This is a genomic window from Streptomyces sp. JK94 (genome assembly GCF_053613315.1).
The window spans coordinates 191,098-211,796 of record NZ_JBSICH010000009.1 but is presented as its reverse complement, the minus strand read 5'-3'; the positions used below and the strand labels follow the sequence as shown (position 1 = coordinate 211,796).

General features: G+C 75.6%; 20 protein-coding genes. 12 read left to right on the top strand and 8 right to left on the bottom strand.

From position 1 onward, the window contains the following. Nucleotides 1-16: 16 nt before the first annotated feature. On the bottom strand, nt 17-1,660 hold the full coding sequence (locus ACVV2G_RS09965) for an acyl-CoA dehydrogenase family protein (RefSeq protein WP_453842259.1): 1,644 nt from the start codon (nt 1,658-1,660) through the stop codon (nt 17-19). A 99-nt stretch (nt 1,661-1,759) separates the two neighbouring features. Between ACVV2G_RS09965 and ACVV2G_RS09960 the strand changes: the two genes are divergently transcribed. Further along, nucleotides 1,760-2,893 carry a YihY/virulence factor BrkB family protein gene (locus tag ACVV2G_RS09960; protein ID WP_453842258.1) on the top strand — a complete coding sequence of 378 codons (1,134 nt, stop codon included), beginning with the start codon at nt 1,760-1,762 and terminating at the stop codon, nt 2,891-2,893. Nucleotides 2,894-3,082: 189 nt separating this feature from the next. Next, nucleotides 3,083-3,610, top strand: a complete 528-nt coding sequence (locus ACVV2G_RS09955) for a copper chaperone PCu(A)C (RefSeq protein ID WP_453842257.1) — start codon at nt 3,083-3,085, stop codon at nt 3,608-3,610. Nucleotides 3,611-3,787: 177 nt separating this feature from the next. On the opposite strand, the gene ACVV2G_RS09950 is transcribed toward ACVV2G_RS09955, so the two are convergent. Then, on the bottom strand, nt 3,788-4,345 hold the full coding sequence (locus ACVV2G_RS09950; protein WP_453842256.1) for a DUF2238 domain-containing protein: 558 nt from the start codon (nt 4,343-4,345) through the stop codon (nt 3,788-3,790). A 510-nt stretch (nt 4,346-4,855) separates the two neighbouring features. Here ACVV2G_RS09950 and ACVV2G_RS09945 point away from each other — a divergent pair. Further along, nucleotides 4,856-6,208: a DUF2254 domain-containing protein gene (locus ACVV2G_RS09945; protein ID WP_453842255.1), complete on the top strand. Its 1,353-nt coding sequence runs from the start codon at nt 4,856-4,858 to the stop codon at nt 6,206-6,208. 35 nt (nt 6,209-6,243) lie between these two features. Here ACVV2G_RS09945 and ACVV2G_RS09940 read toward each other — a convergent pair whose 3' ends face one another. Continuing rightward, on the bottom strand, nt 6,244-7,107 hold the full coding sequence (locus ACVV2G_RS09940) for an NmrA family NAD(P)-binding protein (protein WP_453842254.1): 864 nt from the start codon (nt 7,105-7,107) through the stop codon (nt 6,244-6,246). Between the two features lie 82 nt (nt 7,108-7,189). Between ACVV2G_RS09940 and ACVV2G_RS09935 the strand changes: the two genes are divergently transcribed. Both ACVV2G_RS09935 and ACVV2G_RS09930 read left to right on the top strand, forming a co-directional pair. After that, nucleotides 7,190-8,122: an AraC family transcriptional regulator gene (locus tag ACVV2G_RS09935; protein ID WP_453842253.1), complete on the top strand. Its 933-nt coding sequence runs from the start codon at nt 7,190-7,192 to the stop codon at nt 8,120-8,122. 10 nt (nt 8,123-8,132) lie between these two features. Then, nucleotides 8,133-8,822 (top strand): helix-turn-helix domain-containing protein, encoded by a 690-nt coding sequence (locus tag ACVV2G_RS09930; protein WP_453842252.1) that lies wholly within the window; start codon nt 8,133-8,135, stop codon nt 8,820-8,822. Here ACVV2G_RS09930 and ACVV2G_RS09925 read toward each other — a convergent pair. Further along, nucleotides 8,802-9,206, bottom strand: a complete 405-nt coding sequence (locus ACVV2G_RS09925; protein ID WP_453842251.1) for a VOC family protein — start codon at nt 9,204-9,206, stop codon at nt 8,802-8,804. The genes ACVV2G_RS09930 and ACVV2G_RS09925 overlap by 21 nt on opposite strands. 148 nt (nt 9,207-9,354) lie before the next feature. On the opposite strand from ACVV2G_RS09925, the gene ACVV2G_RS09920 reads away from it, so the two are divergent. The 3 genes from ACVV2G_RS09920 to ACVV2G_RS09910 are packed head-to-tail and all read left to right on the top strand — an operon-like array spanning nt 9,355 to nt 11,044. Next, entirely contained in the window at nt 9,355-9,684 is a 330-nt protein-coding gene (locus ACVV2G_RS09920) for a hypothetical protein (protein WP_453842250.1), read from the top strand. A 23-nt stretch (nt 9,685-9,707) separates the two neighbouring features. After that, nucleotides 9,708-10,355, top strand: coding sequence for a hypothetical protein (locus ACVV2G_RS09915; protein ID WP_453842249.1), 648 nt, complete (start codon nt 9,708-9,710; stop codon nt 10,353-10,355). A 41-nt stretch (nt 10,356-10,396) separates the two neighbouring features. Continuing rightward, nucleotides 10,397-11,044, top strand: a complete 648-nt coding sequence (locus ACVV2G_RS09910; protein WP_453842248.1) for a ThuA domain-containing protein — start codon at nt 10,397-10,399, stop codon at nt 11,042-11,044. Between the two features lie 31 nt (nt 11,045-11,075). Here the strand turns inward: ACVV2G_RS09910 and ACVV2G_RS09905 are convergent, their stop codons facing one another. The 4 genes from ACVV2G_RS09905 to ACVV2G_RS09890 are packed head-to-tail and all read right to left on the bottom strand — an operon-like array spanning nt 11,076 to nt 13,733. After that, entirely contained in the window at nt 11,076-11,930 is an 855-nt protein-coding gene (locus ACVV2G_RS09905) for an ABC transporter permease (RefSeq protein ID WP_453842247.1), read from the bottom strand. 11 nt (nt 11,931-11,941) lie between these two features. Continuing rightward, nucleotides 11,942-12,880 (bottom strand): ABC transporter ATP-binding protein, encoded by a 939-nt coding sequence (locus ACVV2G_RS09900; protein ID WP_453842246.1) that lies wholly within the window; start codon nt 12,878-12,880, stop codon nt 11,942-11,944. After that, nucleotides 12,877-13,230, bottom strand: coding sequence for a transcriptional regulator (locus ACVV2G_RS09895; RefSeq protein ID WP_453842245.1), 354 nt, complete (start codon nt 13,228-13,230; stop codon nt 12,877-12,879). Before ACVV2G_RS09895 ends, ACVV2G_RS09900 begins: the two co-directional genes overlap by 4 nt. Then, on the bottom strand, nt 13,227-13,733 hold the full coding sequence (locus ACVV2G_RS09890; RefSeq protein WP_453842244.1) for a hypothetical protein: 507 nt from the start codon (nt 13,731-13,733) through the stop codon (nt 13,227-13,229). The genes ACVV2G_RS09895 and ACVV2G_RS09890 overlap by 4 nt, the downstream gene beginning before the upstream one ends. A gap of 300 nt (nt 13,734-14,033) precedes the next feature. On the opposite strand from ACVV2G_RS09890, the gene ACVV2G_RS09885 reads away from it, so the two are divergent. From ACVV2G_RS09885 to ACVV2G_RS09870, 4 genes are all read left to right on the top strand, one after another. After that, nucleotides 14,034-15,329 carry a sugar-binding transcriptional regulator gene (locus ACVV2G_RS09885; protein ID WP_453842243.1) on the top strand — a complete coding sequence of 432 codons (1,296 nt, stop codon included), beginning with the start codon at nt 14,034-14,036 and terminating at the stop codon, nt 15,327-15,329. Next, on the top strand, nt 15,326-15,985 hold the full coding sequence (locus tag ACVV2G_RS09880; RefSeq protein ID WP_453842242.1) for a type VII secretion system-associated protein: 660 nt from the start codon (nt 15,326-15,328) through the stop codon (nt 15,983-15,985). Before ACVV2G_RS09885 ends, ACVV2G_RS09880 begins: the two co-directional genes overlap by 4 nt. After that, on the top strand, nt 15,982-19,308 hold the full coding sequence (locus tag ACVV2G_RS09875) for a hypothetical protein (protein WP_453842241.1): 3,327 nt from the start codon (nt 15,982-15,984) through the stop codon (nt 19,306-19,308). The genes ACVV2G_RS09880 and ACVV2G_RS09875 overlap by 4 nt, the downstream gene beginning before the upstream one ends. A gap of 62 nt (nt 19,309-19,370) precedes the next feature. Then, nucleotides 19,371-20,654 carry a hypothetical protein gene (locus tag ACVV2G_RS09870; protein WP_453842240.1) on the top strand — a complete coding sequence of 428 codons (1,284 nt, stop codon included), beginning with the start codon at nt 19,371-19,373 and terminating at the stop codon, nt 20,652-20,654. The last annotated feature ends 45 nt before the right edge of the window (nt 20,655-20,699 follow it).

The following is a 20,699-nucleotide window of genomic DNA, read 5'->3' as shown; positions in this document are numbered from 1 at the left end:
CGCCACGCCGGCGGGATCACTCCACCGGGCGCGCCCGCTCCACCACCGACGCCAGGTCCAGGGTGGGCGGCAGCGTGCCGAAGGCCGCGCCCCCGTCACCGCCCAGCCGCGCGGCGCAGAACGCGTCGGCCACCGCCGGCGGCGCGTACCGCACCAGCAGCGACCCCTGGAGCACCAGCGCCAGCCGCTCCACCAGCCGCCGCGCCCGTCCCTCGGCGGCCCCCAGGTCGGCCAGCTCCGTCAGCAGCCGCCCGGTCGCCGCGTCCAGGCGGTGGTCGGCACCGCGCGCCAGGCCGATCTCCGTCAGGCAGGCGTCCAGCGCGAGCGGCTCCCGCCCGAGCGCCCTGAGCACGTCCAGCGCCTGGACGTTGCCGGCGCCCTCCCAGATCGAGTTGAGCGGCGACTCGCGCACCAGCCGGGGCAGCCCGGACTCCTCGACGTAGCCGTTGCCCCCCAGGCACTCGGCGGCCTCCACCGCCACCGGCGCGCACCGCTTGGTCACCCAGTACTTGGCCGCGGGTACGGCCAGCCGCAGCAGCGCCCGCTCCCGCTCGTCACCGGCCTCGGCGGCGTCGTGGGCCGCCGCCAGCCGCAGCGCGAGCGTGGTGGCCGCCTCCGACTCGATCGCGAGGTCCGCGAGCACGTTGCGCATGAGCGGCTGGTCGACCAGCTTCGCGCCGAACGCCTCCCGGTACGTGCAGTGGTGCACCGCCTGCGCGACGGCCTGCCGCATCAGTCCCGCCGACCCCAGCACGCAGTCCAGGCGGGTCGCCGCCACCATGTCGATGACGGTGCGCACCCCGCGCCCCTCCTCGCCGACCCGGCGCGCCCAGGTCCCGGCGAACTCGATCTCGGCGGAGGCGTTGGACCGGTTGCCCAGCTTGTCCTTGAGCCGCTGGATCAGGAACACGTTGCGGGACCCGTCCGCCAGCACGCGCGGCACCAGGAAGCAGGTCAGCCCCCCGGGAGCCTGCGCCAGCACCAGGAACCCGTCCGACATCGGGGCCGAGCAGAACCACTTGTGCCCGGTCAGCTCGTACGTGCCGTCCTCGGCCAGCGGCCGGGCGGCGGTGGTGCCCGCCCGGACGTCGCTGCCGCCCTGCTTCTCGGTCATGGCCATCCCGAACAGGACCCCCGCCTTCAGGTGCGCGGGACGCAGCTCCCGGTCGTAGACCTGCGAGGTCAGCCGCGGCTCCCACTCCGCGGCCAGCTCCGGGTCGGCGCGCAGGGCCGGCACGGCCGCGTGGGTCATCGACAGCGGGCAGCAGTTGCCGGCCTCCACCTGCGACCACATCAGGAAACCGGCGGCGCGCGTCACCTGCCCGCCCGGCCGGGACCAGGCGGCGGTCAGGCCCGCGGCGACGCCCTTGCCCAGCAACCGGTGCCAGGCCGGGTGGAAGTCGACCTCGTCGACGCGGTGGCCGTAGCGGTCGTGGGTGCGCAGGGCCGGCGGGTTCTCGTTCGCCTGCGCGCCCCACTCCCGGCTCTGGAGGGACCCGCAGCTGCGGCCCAGCCCCGACAGCTCCTCGCGCGCCCCGTCGAGCAGTTCGGGCGCCAGATGCCGCTCGACCGCGGCCGTCAGGGCCCGGTCGGTGGTGAACACGTCGTAGCCGACCAGCGGCGGGGCCTGGTTCGTCACGGTGTGGGTGCTGCCTGCCATGACCGTGAACCTACCGTGCCGCGGGCCGGCGGGCGGGCGGCTTCGGCCGACGGGCGTCCGCGGATGAGTGCGGCCCCCCGCTGCGGATACCTTTAGGGCGTGCAGCCAGCAAGTGAATCCCCCGAACGGCCCTCCGGCCGGCTCCATCGCGCCCGGGTCCTGTACCGGAACGTCTCCAAACGGAGGACCGCCTGGCTGCTCCTCAAGGACACCGTCAACTCGTGCATGGAGTACCGCATCCTCGGCCTGGCCGCCGAGGCCGCGTTCTTCACCCTGCTGTCGGTGCCGCCCCTGCTGCTGAGCGTCATCGGCCTGCTCGGCTACGTCGACCTGTGGATCGGCGCCGACACCACCGAGAGCCTGCGCACCAGCATCCTGGACGCCTCCCGCGCGGTGCTCTCCGAGCAGGGCGTCAAGCAGATCACCGAGCCGATCCTGGACGACGTGATGAAGGGCGGCCGGCCCGACGTCATCTCCCTCGGCTTCCTGTTCGCCCTGTGGTCGGGCTCCCGCGCGGTGAACGTCTTCATCGACACCATCACCGTGATGTACGGCCTCGACGGCGTCCGGGGGATCGTCAAGACCCGCCTGATGGCGTTCCTGCTCTTCCTCGTCGCCCTGCTGATCGGTTCGGTCGCGCTGCCCCTGATGGTGGCCGGTCCGGACGCCGTGGTGCGCATCGTGCCGTGGTCGACGACGGTCGTCCAGGTGCTGTACTGGCCGGTCGTCATCATCCTGTCCGTCGCGTTCCTGACCACGCTCTACCACGTCTCCGTACCCGTGCGCTCCCCGTGGATCGAGGACGTGCCCGGCGCCCTGGTCGCCCTCGCCATGTGGGTGCTCGGCAGCTTCCTGCTGCGCATCTACCTCACCAGCACCGTCGAGGGCCCCACGATCTACGGTTCGCTCGCCGCGCCCGTCGCCGTACTCCTGTGGATCGGCGTGTCCGCCTTCGCGGTGCTGGTCGGGGCCGCGGTCAACGCGGCCATCGACCGGGTGTGGCCCGCCGCCGCCACCGCCGCGGCCCGCGAGGCCAACGAGCGGCTGCGGCAGGCCCAGGTCGCCGAGTACGTGGCCCGCGCCGCCGCGAACGGCGAGGCGGACCCCGACATGCCCTCCGAGTTCCCCGAACGCTGGTCGCGCTTCCTGCCCCCCGAGGACGTCACGGCCCGCCTGCGCACCCAGGTGAGGAACACCCCGCCCGCGAACCACAACAAGCCCGAGGCCTCCTGACCGGCCCGCCGTCCGAGTGGCCGTCGTGCGGATCGGGTCGCGGGGCGGGGCACGGCCGACCGGCACCGGCGGGCGGGGGAGGCGTGACCTCCCGGAGGCGGCCGTCCGTCCCCGATCAGCTCGCACCGTTTGCCCGGAGCCCGCGGCGTACCCAAGGTGGAACCGCTGGGTCGGTGAGAAGGAGCGATCATGTCAGTTCTCTTCGCGACGCGTGGCCGGTGCGTCCTCGCGGCGACCGCGCTCGCCGTCGCGTTGACCGCGAGTGGGTGCGGCGGCGACGAGGACTTCTCCCTCCCGGACTGGGAGGCGCCGGGCCAGAACGGCCGTGTCGGCGACATCATGATCCGTTACGCGCACGTGGCGGAGCCGCAGGGCGAACCGTGGCAACCGGGAGACGACGTCCCCGCGTACGTGTGGCTGTACAACAAGGGCGGCGAGGACGACAGGCTGGTGGGCGCCGACACGCCGCAGGCGGCCTCGGTGGACATCGTCGGCTCGGACGGCGAACCGCTGACCGGCGGGGTGGAGCTGCCGGCGAACAAGCTCGTGGAACTGGAGTCCGGCACGACCCATCTGGTGCTGCGCGACGTGCGCCGGCAGATCAGGGGAGGCGACTTCATGCAATTCACCATGCGCTTCGAAGACGCCGGAACAGCCACCTTCAACATCCAGTCGCAGGTTCCCGTCTACGACGAAAGCCCATCCCCGACCAGTTAGGCCGCGCACGCGTGCGCGGCTGTGGCCGCCAGGTGGCCGCCGGAGCCGGCCGCCCGGGTCCTGGTCGGCCCGCTCGCGGCGGACCGTGTGCCACCCCCCGGCCCACATGAGTGGTCTTCCCGTCCCGCGGTCCCCGTCGCCCTGCCGCACCGGCAGCAGCGCCTTCCCTCGGCCCCCTCACGACGTGGGCTTCAGGGCGGTGCGCGAAGCCCCGGCGAACAGCGCACCGGCCAGAAGGGAGCCCGCGACGCCCACGGCCAGGTCGGCGACGGTGTCGCCGTAGCCGACCCGCATGGTTTGCGGCGAGACCTGCTCCGCGACCCACTCGTAGAGTTCCCACACAGTGGCGGCACTGGTCCCGGCCATGCCGGTCAGGAGGGTCAGCGTCCAGCGCGGAGCGTTCGCGGCGGCCTGCCCCAGCTCCGGTCCCGCGCCCCTGAGCAGGGCGAAGAAGGCGACCACGGAACCGGATCCGGCGAGCAGGAAGTGCACCACCGTGTCCAATTCCGGGACCCGGTGGTACCAGCGACCGACGTCGCACCAGAAGGCGACCGTCACGACGACCGAGAAGGCCGCCTCGAAGGGTGACGGTACCCGCAGCCTCGTCACGACGACGAGGAGGACGACGCCGGACAGGAAGCGGAGCGCGGAGAACACTTCGCCCAGGGCTCCCACCACGACGGCGCTGCAGGCCAACACCAGGACGGCCGGCCAGGTCACGTTCCGGGCCACCATGCCCCCTCATTCCGCCGAGGCCGGGGAATCCGTCCCGCGACACGGACGCCGACGAGGTCGCGTCCCCCGTGAGCCGTCGCGTCGGCCGGCGGGACGGGGAGGACGGCGGTGGTGACGCGGGACGAGCCCCGGCACGGTGGCGCCGGGGGCGTGCTTCGTTTCCTGGCTCACAGGACCTGTTTACGGCGCGGGCGGCGAGCGGGCGACCGCAGCCGGTCGCCCACGGGGTTCCCACGAGGGCAGCACGGGTCCCGGGCCGTGCCGACCGGGAGGGCCGGCGCCCGACGCGGAGGCCCGACGGTGTGCCGCTGCCGCTGCCGCTGCCGCTGCCGCTGCCGCTGCCGCCGGAGGCGGTGACGGCCTCGCCGTTCGGCGTACCGGCCGCTTCCCGGGGTCGCCGGGATCGGCACGGTGGGTAACGTGAGACCGTGTCGTCACTTATGCGGTCGTTCGTCCTTCCCGCTCCGGCGGTCCGCCCGGCCGGGCTGCCGCCGCGCACACCCCGCACCGATGCGTGACACGCTCCGGGCGCAGCTGTGGCCCCTGCCGACGCTGGGCGTCGTGCTCGCCGTCGTCGCGGGCGTGGGTCTGCCGCGGATGGACGAACGGTTCCAGCACGACATCCCGCCCTGGCTGAGCGACTACCTGTTCGGCGGCAACGCGGACGCCGCACGCTCGGTGCTGGAGGCGATCGCCGGCTCCCTGGTCACCGTCACGGCGCTGACCTTCTCGCTCACCGTGCTGACACTGCAACTGGCCAGCAGCCAGTTCTCCCCGCGTCTGCTGCGGACCTTCACCGCGGACCGGTACGTCCAGACGACTCTGGCGCTCTTCCTCGCCACCTTCACCTACGCCCTGACCGTGCTGCGCACCGTACGCACCGGCGAGGACGGCCGGGGCGGCTTCGTTCCCCAGGTGTCGGTCACGGTGGCCCTCCTGCTCACGCTGGCCGGCGTCCTCGGCCTCGTGCTCTTCCTGTCGCACCTGGCACGCGAGATCCGCGTCGAGACGATGATGAGCAGCGTCCACTCCGCCGCCGACCGCACCATTCAGCGGCTCCTGCCCCACGAGGAGGACCCGCCGCGCGGGGACCCCACGGCCGGTATCCACCGCTCCGGCTTGCTCGAACCGCCCCCGAACGCCGTGACCCTGACCGCCGGCACGTCCGGCTTCCTGACCTCCGTGGACGAGGAGGCCCTCCTCGACGCCGCCGTGAAGGCCGACGCCGTCCTGCTCATCGACCGCGACCCCGGCAGCTCCCTCGTCACCGGCACACCCATGGGCGCGGCCTGGCCACGGACCAATGAGCCGTTCGCCCCCGGGACCCGGGCGCGTCTGACCGAAGCGGCCGCCAAGGCCGTGACCACCGGCTCCGAACGCACCGACCACCAGGACGTCGCGTTCGGCCTGCGGCAGCTCACCGACATCGCCGCCAAAGCACTCTCCCCGGGCGTCAACGACCCCACGACCGCAGTCCACGCCCTGTCCCACTCCTCCGCACTGCTGTGCGAGCTGACACGACGCCACCTCGGCCCCCGCCTGCTGCTCGACGACGACCAGCAGGTCAGAGTCGTACTGCGACGCCCGAACCTGGAAGAGCTGCTCGACCTGGCCGTGGCCCAGCCCATGCGCTACGGCGCCGCCGAGCCCGCCGTCCTGGGCCGCGTCGCCATGCTGCTGCGCGAACTCGCCTGGACCGGCACCCCCGCCCACCTGCCGCCCGTCCACTCCGTACTCACCCGGCTGCGCGCCACCATCGACGCCCAGGACTTCCACCCCGCCGAACGTCTCCGGCTGACCGAGCTGACCCAGCTCGTCGGACGGACGCTGACGCGGCGACGGGCACACGGCCCCACCCCCTGACCGCACGGTCGGGCCGTACGTGTCCGGCAGGCGCTCTACGACCGCCCGGCCGCCCGCGGCGTCCACGTGCCCGCTGCCGCGCCCTCCCGCACGAAGGCGCCGAAGTCCCTCGGCGCGCGCCCCAGGACCTGCCGGACCCCGTCCGACAGATGGGCGTTGCGGCCGTCGAGCAGGGTGCCGAACAGCTCCACCAGGAACGCGGCCTCCTCCTCCGGCACCCCGAACCCGGCCAGGCTCTCGCCGTACGCGTGCGGGGCGACGGCCCGGTACGTCAGCGCGCGGCCCGTCTCCCGTGCGATCTCGGCGACCGCCTCCCGGAAGGTCAGCAGCCGGGGCCCCGACACCTCCAGCACCCGCCCGGCGTACCGGTCGCCGCAGGTCAGTGCCGCCACCACCACGTCGGCGACGTCCCGCAGGTCCACGAACGGCTCCGGCGCCCCGTCACCGGCCGGGAAGACCAGCTCCCCGTGCTGCCGCAGCTCCTCCGCCAGCGGACCCTCGCTGAAGTTCTGCGCGAACCAGGCGGCCCGCACGACCGTCCAGTGCGCGTCCGCCCCGGCCAGCGCCTCCTCGGCGGGCCGCGCCTGCTCCTCGCCCCGCGCCGACAGCAGCACCAGCCGCCGTACGCCGAGCCCGGCCGCCTCCCGCGCGAGCGCCCCGACCGCCCCGGCGGCGTCGGGGGCGCCGACGTCGGTGGGATACGCCAGGTAGGCCGCGTCGGCGCCGCTCAGCACGTCCGCCCAGGTCGACCGGTCCCGCCAGTCGAACCCGGTCGCCCGGGACGCCGCCCGCACGGTCAGCCCGGCCGCCCGCGCCGCCTCGGCCACCCGGCGCCCGGTACGCCCGGACGCCCCCGTCACCACGACCGTCATGTCCGCTTGCGCGCTCGTCTTCGTCATGGCGCCAGTCAACCGCCGGGCGCTCCGCGTTCCCATCGCCCGACGGCTCACCGGCATGCGCGTGCGTCTACGCTGTGGCGCCATGGACGCACTCGCCGGCCTGCTGGAGGGCCCCCGCGCCCGTGGCGCGTTCATGATCCGCGCCTGCTTCGACCCGCCGTGGGCCGTTCGCGTCGAGGACCGGGCACCGCTGACGGTGATGCTGATGATCCGCGGCGACGCCTGGATCGTGCCGGACACGGGGGAGCGGCTGCGGCTGCGGGCCGGGGACCTCGCCATCGCACGCGGTCCCGGCCCGTACACCTGCGCCGACGACCCCGTCACCCCGCCGCAGGCGGTGATCCTGCCGGGCGGCGCGTGCCGCCGCCCCGACGGACGCCCGCTCAACGGCTCCATGGACCTCGGCGTGCGCACCTGGGGCGGCCGGACCGACGGCGACGCGGTCCTGCTGATCGGCACCTACCTGGTGCGGCGCGAGATCGGCGGCAGGCTGCTGGACGCCCTGCCCCCGCTGCTGTCCCTCACCTCCGGCCAGTGGGACTGCCCGCTGACCCCGCTGCTGATGACGGAGGTCACCCGGGACGAACCGGGCCAGGAGGTGGTCCTGGACCGGCTCCTGGACCTGCTGGTCATCGCCGCCCTGCGAGCCTGGTTCGCCGGGCCGCGGGCCGAGCCGCCCGCCTGGTACCGGGCGTTGGGCGACCCGGTCGCCGGCCGGGCACTGCGGCTGCTCCAGGACGATCCGGCGCGCCCCTGGACGGTGGCGTCGCTGGCCGCCGAGGCCGGTGTCTCCCGCGCCGCACTCGCCCGGCGCTTCACCGGCCTGGTGGGCGAACCCCCGATGGCGTACCTCACCGGCTGGCGCCTCGCACTCGCCGCCGACCGGCTGCGCGACACCGACGACACGCTCGGCGCGATCGCCCGGCAGGTCGGCTACGGCAGCGCGTTCGCCCTGTCCACGGCCTTCAAACGGGTGTACGGCGTCAGCCCGCGGGAGTACCGGACTCCGGCGTAGCCTGGCAGGCGTGTACGCGGAACGGGCCTCCCGGCTGACCGGCGCGGTGGTGTGGACCCACACGCCGGACGCGGCCGGCTCCGGACGTGTCCTGCCCGACGGCTGCATGGACCTGCTCTGGCACGACGGCCGGCTGCTGGTCGCGGGCCCCGACACCCGCGCCCACGTCACCGAGGGCACCCCCGGACCCTGGGCGGGCGTCCGCTTCCACCCCGGCACCGCCCCCGCGCTCCTCGGCGTCCCCGCCCACGAACTGCGCGACCGGCGCGTGGAGCTGACCGACCTGTGGCCCACCGCCCGGGCGCGGCGCCTGGCCGCACGGGTGAACGCCGCGCCCGACCCGGCGAGCGGCCTGGAGGAGGCGGCGCTGTCCCGGGCGGCCGAGACCGGGCCCCCGGACCCGCTGCTGCGCCGGATCGTGGCCGCCCTCGACGCGGGCCGCCCGGTCGCCGCCACCGCCGACGAAGTGGGTGTGGGCCCGCGCCAGTTGCACCGCCGCTCGCTGGCCGCCTTCGGCTACGGCCCCAAGACGCTGGCCCGCGTGCTGCGGCTCCAGCGCGCCCTCGCCCTGGCCCGCGACGGCACCCCCCTCGCCGAGACGGCCGCCCGGGCCGGGTACGCGGACCAGGCACATCTGGCGCGGGACGCGCGCGAGCTGACGGGCCTGCCGCCCAGCGAACTACTCGGCGGGCGCGGGTAGCGGTGCGAACAGGTCGACGCCGTGGCCGTCCGGGTCGTTGACGACGGCGTACCGCTGCCCCCAGGGGGCGTCCCAGGGTGCGCGCTCCCCGTGGCAGCCGGCGCCGGTCAGCTCCTCGTAGCAGGCGTCCACCTCCGCGGGCGTGTCGCACAGCAGGGCCAGCGAATGCCGCCCGCCACCCGCGGGCGGCCGCCACCCGGGCGTGAAGGAACGGACGGACTCCTCGGTGTCGAGCAGCAGCCGGATCCCGCCCGGCAGCCCGGCCTCGGCGTGCGGCTGGTCCCCGGAACCCTCGGGAAAGGCGAAACCGAGCCGCCGGTAGAAGGCCACGGAGGCGGCCATGTCGGAGACGATGAGGCTGATGGCGTCGAAGCGTGCGGTCATGGGGCCACCGTAGGCGGGACGTGCGAGGCCGGTCTTGAAGGAATCGGACACGCGGGAGCCGGCCGGTGGCGGGCGCCGGGCCGCCCCGCGTCTCAGAAACAGCTCAAGTCCCTTGTGCCGCACGTGCCACGGCGACGACCATGACCCCATGTTCGGACGCGGCAGACCACCGGAACTCAACGTCCTCGTCCTGCGCGACGCGGACGTCATCGCCCAGGACGTCCGTCAGGCGCTCGCCGAGGCGACGCCCGAGCAGCGGCCCGGCCTGGAGCGCGCCGCCGCCCTGGTCGAGCAGGCCGCCGCCGCCTCCGAGGCGGAGCTGCGCGCCCGTTGGGTCCACGAACGCTTCGCCGAGGCCGGCTACCAGGGCCCCGCCGACTCCGTGCAGGCGGTCAAGACCCTGCGCGACGCGGCACCGGGCCTCAGCCTGCTCTCGGCCGTGCAGCTGACGAGGGACGCCGCGGCGCACCGTCCCTGAGGCCGGTGCGGCAGGATGGACGCATGATTCGTCCCGCGCGCGTCCTGCCCGTGCTGTTGCTCACGCCGCTGCTGCTCACCGCCTGCGGCACCGGGAAGGCGGACACCGGCCCCGGAGCCGGCGGCGCATCGGCGGAGGCCGCCGACCGGGGCGAACTGGACGCCCGCGCACAGGCGATGGGCGTGGCCCCGGAACTGGTTCACCTCACCGAGGCACCCGGGTTCACCCTGGCCCGGCAGTCCGTCGGCGTCCTCGGCGACGACGGTTTCTCCGCCACCTGGGTCTCCGACGAGACCGGAGCCCACCTGGGCCTCTCCGTCGACCGGGGCGCGATCACCGCCGGCACCTGCCGCGAGCAGCCGGTCGGCGACATGTCCGGCGAGCACACGACCTGCGAGCGCGACGGCGGCATCTGGTACCGCACCGGTGCCGGACGCCACGAGTACGCCGTACCCGGGAAGGGTTACGTCGTCCGCGTCTTCGGCGAGGAGGGCGCCGTACCGCGCGACGTGCTGCGGGGGGCCGCTCTGGCCGCCCACCGCCCCGACGCGGCCGAGGTGGCCGGTCTCCTGCCCTCCGTCGAGCCCGCGCCCAGCACGCCGGTCGAGCGCGGCGACCTGCCCCGCTTCGGCGACGGGGCCCCCGACAACAGCGTGGGCGTGGGCGGTTGAACCGGCCCCGCCGTCCGGCCCGGCGGCCCGGAGGAGCAGCCGTGGCACCCCGGCTGCTCCTCTACACGCGCACCACCGCCTACCGCCACGACTCCCTCCCGGACGCGGTCCGCGCCGTACGGGCCCTGGGCGGGTTCGAGGCCGACCACACGGAGGACCCGGCGGTGCTGGAGCGGCCGCTCGACCGGTACGCCGCCGTCGTCTTCCTCTCCACCAGCGGCGAGGTGCTCACCCCCGCCGGACGCGACCGGCTCGCCGCGTACGTCGAGGCCGGCGGCGGCTTCGTCGGGGTGCACGCGGCGGCCTGCACCGAGGACGACTGGCCGTACTACGGCGACCTGCTCGGCGCCCGCTTCGACCGCCACCCCGCGTACCAGCCGGGCCGGGTGGTCGTCGAGGACCGCGCCCATCCGGCGACCGGGGACCTGCCGCCGGTCTGGGAGTTCACGGACGAGTGGTACGACTTCCGCACCAACCCGCGCGGTGCGGTCCGTGTCCTCGCCCGCGCCGACGAGTCGTCGTACGAGGGCGGCGGCATGGGCGAGGACCATCCGCTGGTCTGGTGCCGCGAGCAGGGCGCGGGCCGCGTCTTCTACACGGCCCTAGGCCACGCCGCCGGCGCCTACGCCGATCCGGACTTCCGCGGTCATCTGCGGGGCGGCATCGCCTGGGCGGCACGCACGGCGTAGGTCCGTGGCCCCTCGCGCGTCCCGGGCCCGCCTACGCGGGTACCGCCCCGCTCCGTGCCGCCCTGCGGTGGCGTGCCGACAGACGGGAACCGGACTCGCGGCGGGCGGCGCGGCGCAGGAGCGGGACCGCGAGCAGGAACCCGAGGACGGTCCAGGCGGTCAGTACCAGGGCGACCAGGGGCAGCTCCCAGGAGCCGGCCGGCTCCGAGGCCCGCGCGGAGTCCGGCAGCAGGGCCGCACGCAGGCCCTGTGCCATCCACTTCAGCGGGAAGACCGACGCCACCTGCTGCACGGGCACCGGCAGCGAGGTGATCGGGAACATCGCCCCGGAGGTGAGCAGCAGCGCCAGCGCGGGCAGCATGATCAGCGCCAGCGCCTCGCGCGGGTTGGGCAGCACGGCGCCGATGGCCGCGCCCAGCGGTACGACGGCGAGCAGCCCGAGCGCGGTGACCCACAGCAGCGTCAGCCAGGCGCCCGGCCCGTGCGGCAGCGGCCCGTCCACCAGCAGCGCGGCTGACGCCAGGAGCACGGCCAGGGTGCCCGCCGCCATGACGACCACCAGCAGGCACTTGGCGACGAGGTAGGCCGGTATCCCGCCGGGCGTCGCGCGCAGCCGCAGCAGGGCGCCCTCCTCCCGTTCGGTCACGAGGATCTGCGGCAGGTTGATCAGCCCGATCTGGAACAGCAGGTAGGCGGCGAAGCCCGCCAGCACCAGGTGGGCCATCGGGGTCCCGGTGCCGGGCACGTCGTCGCTGATGTAGGCGGCGATCAGCAGTGCGACGACCACGTTGCTCAGATGGCCGGACATCTCCTTGGGGTTGCGCAGGAGGTGCCGCAGCTCGATGCCGCCGCGCTGGATTCCGGCGCGCAGTCGGTGCGTCGTCATGTGTGTTCCCCTCATGCCGCCCGTGTCTCCCCGGTCTCGTCCTCGGGTCCGTTCCCGGCCTCGGTCCCGTCCGTGCGGCCGGTCTCCCGGTGCACCATGTGCAGGTAGGTGTCCTCCAGCGTCGGGCGGCGCACCTCCAGGCCGGCGATCGGGCCGTTCGCGTCCCGGTGCAGTTCCCAGACCAGTTGTGAGGGGTCCGCGGTGCGTTCGCGGCGGGGCGTCCCGTCCTCGGCCGTCCACCGGACCTCGGCCCGGGCGGCGGCGCTGCGGGCCAGCTCCGCCGGGGTGCCGCAGGCCCGGATCCGGCCGCCGACCAGCATGGCGATCCGGTCGGCGAGCCGCTCGGCCTCCACCAGGTCGTGCGTGGTGAGCAGGACGGTGACACCTTCCTCGCGGGCCAGTCGTTCGACCAGGAGGTGGAACTCGCGCCGCGCCTCGGGGTCGAAGCCGGTGGTCGGCTCGTCCAGGAAGAGCAGTTCGGGGCGGCCGACGATGCCGAGCGCGACGTCCAGCCGCCGGCGCCGGCCGCCGGACAGCCGGTTCACCTGTTGGCCGGCCTGGTCGGCGAGGCCGACCAGCGCCAGCAGTTCGTCCGGGTCGCGCGGGTCGGGGTAGTACGTCGCGAAGTGGCTCACCAGCTCGGCGACCCGCCAGCGCGGGTGGTCGCGCCAGGACTGCAGGACCAGCCCGATGCGCCCGCGCCAGGCGTCGTCGCCCCGCTCCGGGTCCGCGCCGAGCACGCGGACCTCTCCGGCGGAGCGCTGCCGGAAGCCCTCCAGGATCTCGACGGTGGTGGTCTTCCCGGCGCCGTTGGGTCCGAGCAGGGCGAACACCTCGCCCCGGTGGACGTCCAGGTCGACGCCGTGCAGGACGTCGGTGCCGCCGTACGACATGACCAGGTCGCGGACCCGGATCACCGGCTGGGCGGGTGGGTGCTCGTGCCGTGTCATCGTGCTGCCTCCGAGTGCTGTCGTCGTGGTGGTGCCGTCCCGGCCCCGGCCGTCGGCGCGGCACCCTCGACGATCGCCCGGAGCGCCGCCACGTGCCCCTCGAAGGCGGTGCGGCCGCGGTCCGTCAGCCGCACCTTCGTGCGCCGCTTGCGGCCGCCGCCCTCCTTGCGGATCTCCAGGTAGCCGGCCTCCTCCAGGGTGTGCAGCTGTTTGGAGAGCGCGGAGTCGCTGAGCGAGAGGCTGTCGCGGACGAACGCGAAGTCCGCCCACGCGGTGGCGGCGAGCAGCGAGACCACCGACAGTCGGGTGGCGGGGTGGATCAGTTCGTCGAAACCGGTGGGGATGCTCATCGGCCCGCCGTCTCGCGCGCCGCCGGTTCGCCGGCGAGACGCGGTGAGCCGACCGCCCGGCGGGTCATCGGCCCGACGACCGCGAGGAACACGGCCGACGACACCGTGGCCTGGACGAGACTGGCGGGCATCGGCTCCAGGGACCCGGCCAGGCGGCCGGACAGCAGGACCGTGCCGCCAGTCACCACCGCGCCCGCGACGAACGACGCGAGCAGCCGCCCGTCGCAGCGGGAGTGGTGCAGCCGCATCCGGCTCCTGCGCCGGGACAGCACGGGCGGCGCGCTCAGCAGAGCGACGTAGGCGGCAAAGGCCAGCCAGACGCCCCACCGGGGCAGGTCCAGACCGAGGACGGCCAGGAAGACCCACATCACCGCGGCCGTGGCGTAGGTCGTGCCGGGGCCGCCGGACGCGGACCGCTCGAACTCGTCGTACACCCGCTCCTGCGGCACCCGGATGCGCTGCAGGTCCCGCCACGCCCGTTCGGCGTCCACCGGTGCGCTCACGGCCGTCCTCCTCCTGTCCTCGCTCCACTTTCCTGCCGGGAAAGTTATCGCCGACTTTCCCTGTGGGCAAGTCGGCCGCGCGGGAACGCCGCGAATCGCCGTCCCGCACCGCCGCTGCGCCCCCTCGGTCCCCGGCGGCCGTCGACCGCCGAGGGGGCGCAGCTCGGTCCCAGGGACCACTGAGACCTCTTGTGTCACTCCGACGTCGTTCCCCCGTCATCTGCCGCTCACTTCGCACAGATGAACTAGGCGTAGAAGTCGCACAGTTGGCGACCGATGAGAGCGCGGAGAAGACACGACATGGCCGAACCGGCTGAGACGGTGGCGTTACCCGCGCCGGTCGACAAGTTGCTCGCCGCCACCGTCGCGCGGCGCTTCTACCTGGAGCAGTGGTCGAAGGTGGAGATCGCCAAGGAGTTGGGCATCAGCCGGTTCAAGGTGGCCCGCCTCCTCGACGCGGCCGTGGCCCACGACATCGTGCGGATCGACATCACGGTCCCCGCCGAGATCGACGTCCCGCTCGGGCGGGCGGTGACCGAGCGGTTCGGGCTCCGGCACGGGCTCGTCGTCGACCTGGGCCACAGCGAGGGCGGTTGGGCGTCCCCCGCGGACCAGCGCCGGGGCGTTCGCTGGCTGGGCACGGCGGCGGCCCGGCTGGTCTCGGAGATCGCCGAGGAGGGCGACGTCCTCGGCCTCGACGGCAGCCACGCGGTGGACGCGCTGAGCGAGGCGGTCACCCGGTTGCCTCCCTGCGACGTGGTCCAGCTGACCGGGGTGCACGGACGGGACCTCGCCCACGACGCCGCGATCGCCGCGGTCCGGCGTACGGCCGCGGCGGGCGGGGGCCGGGCGTTCCCGCTCCACACGCCGTTCCTCCTGCCCGACGCGGCTACGGCCGCCGTCCTGCGCAGCCAGCCCGCCACCGCCGAGGCGCTGGGCCGGTTCGGCCGGGTCACCAAGGCCGTCGTCGGCGTCGGCGCGTGGGACGCCCCGCAGTCTCCGCTGTACGACGCCCTGTCCGAGCGGGAGCGGCAGGCGCTCCGGGAGGCGGGAGCGTGCGCCGAAGTGGCCGGCCACGTCCTGGACGCCGAGGGCCGGCTGCTGCCCACGGGGCTCGACGCCCGCGCGATCGCCGTCAGCGCCGCCGAACTCCGCGGCGTCGCGGAGCTGATCGGCGTCACGGCCGGCGGACACGGCACCGGGGCGGTCCGCGCCGTACTGAGGTCCGGACTGCTCACCGGGGTCGTGACGGACGCCACGACCGCGCGCCGCCTTCTGCGGGACGAGGATCCGGACGGCACGACCGTGAGCCTTCTGCGGGGCGAGGATCCGGACGACATGACCGTGAGCCTTCTGCGGGAGGAGGACACGGACGGTACGACCGTGCATCGCCGCCTCCGGGAGGAGGATCTGGACGGCACGACCGCGCACCGCCGCCTCCGGGAGGAGGACCCGGGGAGCATGGCCGCGCACCGCCGCCTCCGGCACGACGACCTGGACGACACGACCGCGAGCCGCCTCCTCCGGCGCGAAGACCCGGACGACGCGCCGCGGACCGCTCCGTCGTCCCGACCCCCCGAACGAGGACAGCGATGAGCCGGCGGGACGAGGCGCTGCCGCCGGTCCCGGACGACATCCGTGAGGCGGGCCGTCTCGCCCCGGAACACTGGCTGGGGGTGGTGGACCCGATGTGGTCCGGCACGGGCCGGCCCCCGCAGTGGGCCATGACCGGCCGTTGGCGGTCCGGCCCCGACGGCCGGATCGTCGAGTGGGAGGACAATCCCGCCTACCGGCCGTCTCCGCGCGCCCTCGGCTGGCCCGAACCGGAGGACGAGGTGGACCGCGCCGTCCAGCTCGCGTCGACCGGATACGGACCCGGCGAGGCGGTGCCGGCCGCGCTGGCGGGGCGCGAGGTGGCCGTGCTGACGGCGCCGGGCGGCGGGCCGCTGAGCGCGGTGGCGCCGGGCGGGACGCCGGTGGTGCCCCTGTACACCTCGTCGGTGTTCCTGCACGCGGCAGGGCGTTTCGCGTTCGAACTCGTCGATGCGGACGGCCTGGTGACGCGTGTCCCCGACGGGCACGTGCTGTACCTCAACCCCTCGGCCGCGGTGAGCATGCTGCTGGACCCCGACGCCGTACGCGACGCGGTCCGGGACGGCGCGGGGGAACGGGCCTCGGCCGCCGCGCCCGCGGGCCGTACCGCGCCGGTGCTGTTCGAGGCCGTTCACCAGGCGCGGGGGACGGACCTGTGAGCCGCTGGTCGTCCGTGGTGCCGGCTCTGGGACGCAGGAGCGGCTCCGGTACGGGCCGCCGCGGCTCGGCGCGGGTGGCCGCCGACGGGAACGGCACCGACGGCCGGGGCCCCACCGGCGGCCCGCCGGTCGAGGACGTCGACGGCGTGCTGCTGGTGCGCTCGGTCGAGGACGACTCCTTCCCGCTGGACGTCCTGGCGGAGGTGGCGGGTGCCGTCGGCCGGGAGACGGGCGTCGTCACGGTGATCGTGGGTTCCGGCGCCGGGGGCGGGGAGCCCGACGCCGGACACTGGGCCCGGCTGGGCGCCCTGCTGGACTCCCTGCGCGCACGGGGCACCGACCGGGTCCGGCTCGTGATGTCCGGCGCCGGGGACGACCGGCCGGACCGGCCCAGCGTCGCCCGCAGGATCGCCGACGCCTGGGAACTGGAGGTGACCGCACCGGACGGGGACGTCCTGATCACCCCCGGCGGCACGCTCTTCGTCCACGGGGACTCCGGTCCGGGCTGCTCCTGGTGGCGGTTCGCGCCCGGAGCGGAGCCCCGGAGGGCCGGCCGGCGTGCACCGGCGCCCGCCTGGGAGGGAGCACTGGACGGGGTGCCCGTGCGCACGGCCGGCGGCTGTGTGGTGGACCGCGTCCCGGCGGGCGTGGTGATCCGCCCGGCCGACGCGCCCGGGCCGGCCCCCGACGACCTGTGCTTCTCCGTGCCCGTCGACGCCGACCGGCTCACGGTGCTGGTCGGCGCCCCGCAGGCGGAGGACGTCGCCGTCGACGAGGTCGCCGCCGTACTCGCGGGACTGCCCGCGGCGCAGCGCGCCCGCGCCCGGCTCGCGCCCGGCGGCCGTCGTGACCTGCTGCGCCTCGGACAGTCCGTCGCCGACCTGCTGCGTGCCGAGGTGGAGGTCCTCACCGGCCTGCCGCTGCTCGACGACCACGCGCCGCCCGGAACCCCTCCCCGGCCGACTCTGGTCGGCCTGGACGGGAGGCCGAGCTGGCGGCCGTTCGTGTCGTCCGTGGTCTGCGGGCCGGTCGACGCCGAGGGGCGGGCCCCCGTGCCGCGGCCGACGGAGATCCACCCGCCCGACTGGATCCTGGGCGGCGGTGAGCGGGGGGTGGTGCGGCTGACGGACCGGTGGCAGGCGACGGTGACCCGGGCCGGCCTCGCCCTGTGGGCCCCGGACGGCCCCCGCCCGGGGCCGCTCGGACCCGCCGTCGACCCGGAGGTGTGCGCCATCGAACTGGGTATGCCGGGACAGCCGTTGGACGGCTCCCTGCTGCCCGCGCTGTCCCGCCTCGTGCGCGGTCTCGGAGCCGACGTCCGGTCACGCACCACCCTGCTGGTCCGCGGCAGGCTCCTGGCGGGCGACGGCGACCTGCGCCGCCTGGCGGCGGAGCACGGCATACCGGGCATCCGCTACGTCACCGCCCGCCGCCCCCCGCGCCCCGGCACGGCGACCGGCCGGCCGGGGGCGGCTGCGGAGGCCGGCCGGGTCCCCCCGTCCGGTGGGGCGGCCCACACGTCGGGTACGGCCGCTGCCCCGCCGGTCGCCGGGCCCGGGGTGCCGGCGCCCGCCCCGCGCCCCGGTGCCCTGCGCGGCGGAAAGACCGCGGAAGTCAACGGTGCCGCCGCCGGGCCGCCGGTCGCCGGGCCACCGGTCGCCGGGCCCGTCGCGTCCTCGGACGCCCGTGCCGGCGCCGGTACCCCGGGCCGGCGTCCGGTCACCGTCGCCGGGGCGAGCGTGCCGGGCCCGGGCCCTCGGGAGGGGCGGTCCGTCCCGGCGCCGGAGGCCCCTCCGGCCGCGAGGGCCCTTCAGGCCGCGGGGGCCGCCGCCACCGGCGCGGATGCCGGCCCCGGGAGCGCGGCGGGCACGCCGCCGGAGTTTCTCGCGGGGGCCGCCGAGCCCGCGGAAATGGAGCGCGAGGACATGGGGCCCGGGGACATGGGGCCCGGGGACGCGGAGTCCGGGGGGATGAAGCCCAGGGAAGGGGCGCCCAGGGAAGCGGAGCCCGGAGCAGCCGAGTCCAAGGAAGCGGACACCGGGGGAGCGGAGCCCAGGGAGGCCGAGTCCCGGGAAGCGGCTACCGGGGAAGCCGAGTCCGGGAGGGCTCGGCCTCGGGCGGCGGAGTCCAGGGGAGCCGAGTCCGGGGAGGCGAAGTCAAGGAGATCGGAGCCCAGGAGGGCTCGGCCTCGGGCGGCGGAGCCCGGGGAAGCCGAGTCCGGGGAGGCGAAGTCCAGGGGAGCGGACTCCAGGAGGGCTCAGCCCCGGGAAGCCGAGCCCGGAGCAGCCGAGCCCGGAGCAGCCGAGCCCGGAGCAGCCGAGTCCGGGGAAGCGGAGTCCGGTACGGTCGCGTCCGCCGGGACGGCGGAGGCCCGTCCGCCGGTGCGGCCCGCCGAGGGGCCCGCGCCCGCCGCGCTGCCGCAGGCCGGGCCGGGCGCGGGGAGCGGGCGGAGCGCGGCCGTGCCCGTCGCGCCGCCGGACGGCGGCCTCGCCGGGCGGGCCGACGCGCGGACGGAACCGCCGGTCCGGGCCGGGCAGGCTCCGGCCCCGCACCGTGCCGTCCTTCCGTTCGTGCCCGGGCACGTCAGCGGCGCCGCCGAGCGGGCCGCGTTCCGGGACGCCGCGGCCGGTGCCTGGGAGGGCCACGCCGCCGCCGTGTCCCGGGTGCTCACCCGGATGCCCGCCCTGCGCGGCCACGAACTGGACGCGGCACGCACCGACCTCGTCGCCGCGCACGCCTACCTCACCGCCGAGGAAGGGCCGCTGCACCACCGCGAGGTGGTGCGGGACCTGCGGACGGGCGAGGGACGTCTGCTGCCCTATGCCGGGTGCCTCGCGTCCGCCCTGCGCCGGCTGCCCTCCTACCGGGGCGTGGCCCTGCGCGGCGGGGACGCCGACGGCCCCGAACCGGCGGTCGGCACGCTGCTGCACGACCCCGCCCCGGTCAGCGCCCTGGCCGGACCCCCCGGGCTCCCCACCGGGGCCCCCGTGCGCTACGCGATCTGGTCCGTCACCGGACGCAAGGTACGCCAGCTGCTCGACCGGCAGGACGGCTCCACGGGGACGTACGAGGAGGTCGTCTTCGTGCCGGGGACCGGCTTCCGGGTGCTGGGGGTGCGGACCCGGCCCGCGGGCCCCTCCGTCGTACTGCTGCGTGAACTGCCCGGGAACGCGACCGCCTACATGGACGCGTCGGAGGAACTGAGCGCGCTGGACCTCAGGGCCCTCGCGCAGCTCGAGGAGGCGTTGGCCACCGGCTTCCGCGTCGGCGACGACCCGCGGTGGCCGGAACGCTGTTCGGGGCCCGTGGGCCAGGACGGATAGCGAGCGGGGCCGCGCCGTACGACCACCTGTCACCCCGCAGTCCCCACGGATCGAGGAGAACGATGGCAAGTCAGAAGAAGCCGCCCACTCGGGTCGGGCCCGACGGCGCGGGCGGTTCGTCCGTCCGCAGAGCCGTCTCCCTCGGGTCGGCGGCGGCCGACCCCGGCCCGGTACTGGCACCGGCCGTACGGCGCACGCCCACGCCGGAGCCGGGCGAGGGCGGCACCGGGGGAGCACGGGCGGCGCGCCCGGCCCCGGAGACCACGGGCACCGCCGACGAGGAGGCCGCTCCCGGGCGGGGCGCCGCCACGGGCAGCACCGAGGAGCCGGCCGCAAGGCCCACGGGGGCCACCGCGTCCGCCTCACGGCAGGGGCAGGAGGCGAGGAGCGAAAGCGCCGCGGAGCCGGCCGCCGCCGCCCGGACCGCCTCCGACGCCGAGGCCGAAGGGGCCGCAGGGGCCGGCGAGACCGCCGCGGCCGGTGCGGACGGTGCGGACGGGCCGCCGTCCGGGAACCCGAAGAAGCCTCTGCTGGCCGCCGCCGGAATCGCGGGCGTGGTCCTCCTCGCGGTGCCGCTGCTGATCTGGGCCACGGACGACTCGCGGCAGAAGAGGGACGAGGTGGCGGTGGCCGCCGGGGCCGACACGCTGCTCGAGGAGGAGGCCCTGGAGGTGCCGAAGGGAGACTACGCCCCGGCGGAGCCCACCGTGGAGCCCACGCCGGAGCCCACGCCGGAGCCCTCGACGCAGAAGCCGTCCGCCGAGCCGAAACCGGTCGTCGTCCAGCCCGACCCGGTGCCGAGCCCGGTCGTGACCGACAAGCCGGCCGGGACGGTGACGAAGAAGGCGGAGCCCAGGATCGAGGAGCACAAGGCCCCCCAGCTGCCGCCGAACACGGCCGCCTACGCCGTCCAGCGGCTGGCCGCGTCGAGCCCCGGCCGGCACATCTGCTACCGGGTCCACGCGAAGGGCGCCGGCTGGACCGCCCCCGTGTGCGACGGGGCCACCGCGGGCCAGGAGGGCAGGGGACGGCCCGTCACCGCCATCAACATCGCGGTGGCGGACGCGAAGAAGGTGAACGGCAACGAGTTCATCCAGAAGGACGGATGGACGACCGAGTGGTCGAGCGCGGCCGACGGGACGGATCTGACGCTGGGCAGCGCCGCCTCGAACGCGCCGAACCTCAGCGGCTTCACCATCGGTGTGGGTTCGGGCAACGTCTGCCAGAACCACAAGCTCGGCAAGCACGCCTGGGGAGGCCTGGCGTGCCAGTCGCCCCAGGGCTGGATCTTCGGCGGGTCGACGGAACCGCAGTTCTGGCTGGAGGCCGTCCGGTTCACCGTGTGAGCGACGCGTCCGCCGGGTGCGTGCGTGACGGTCCAGCGAACGCCC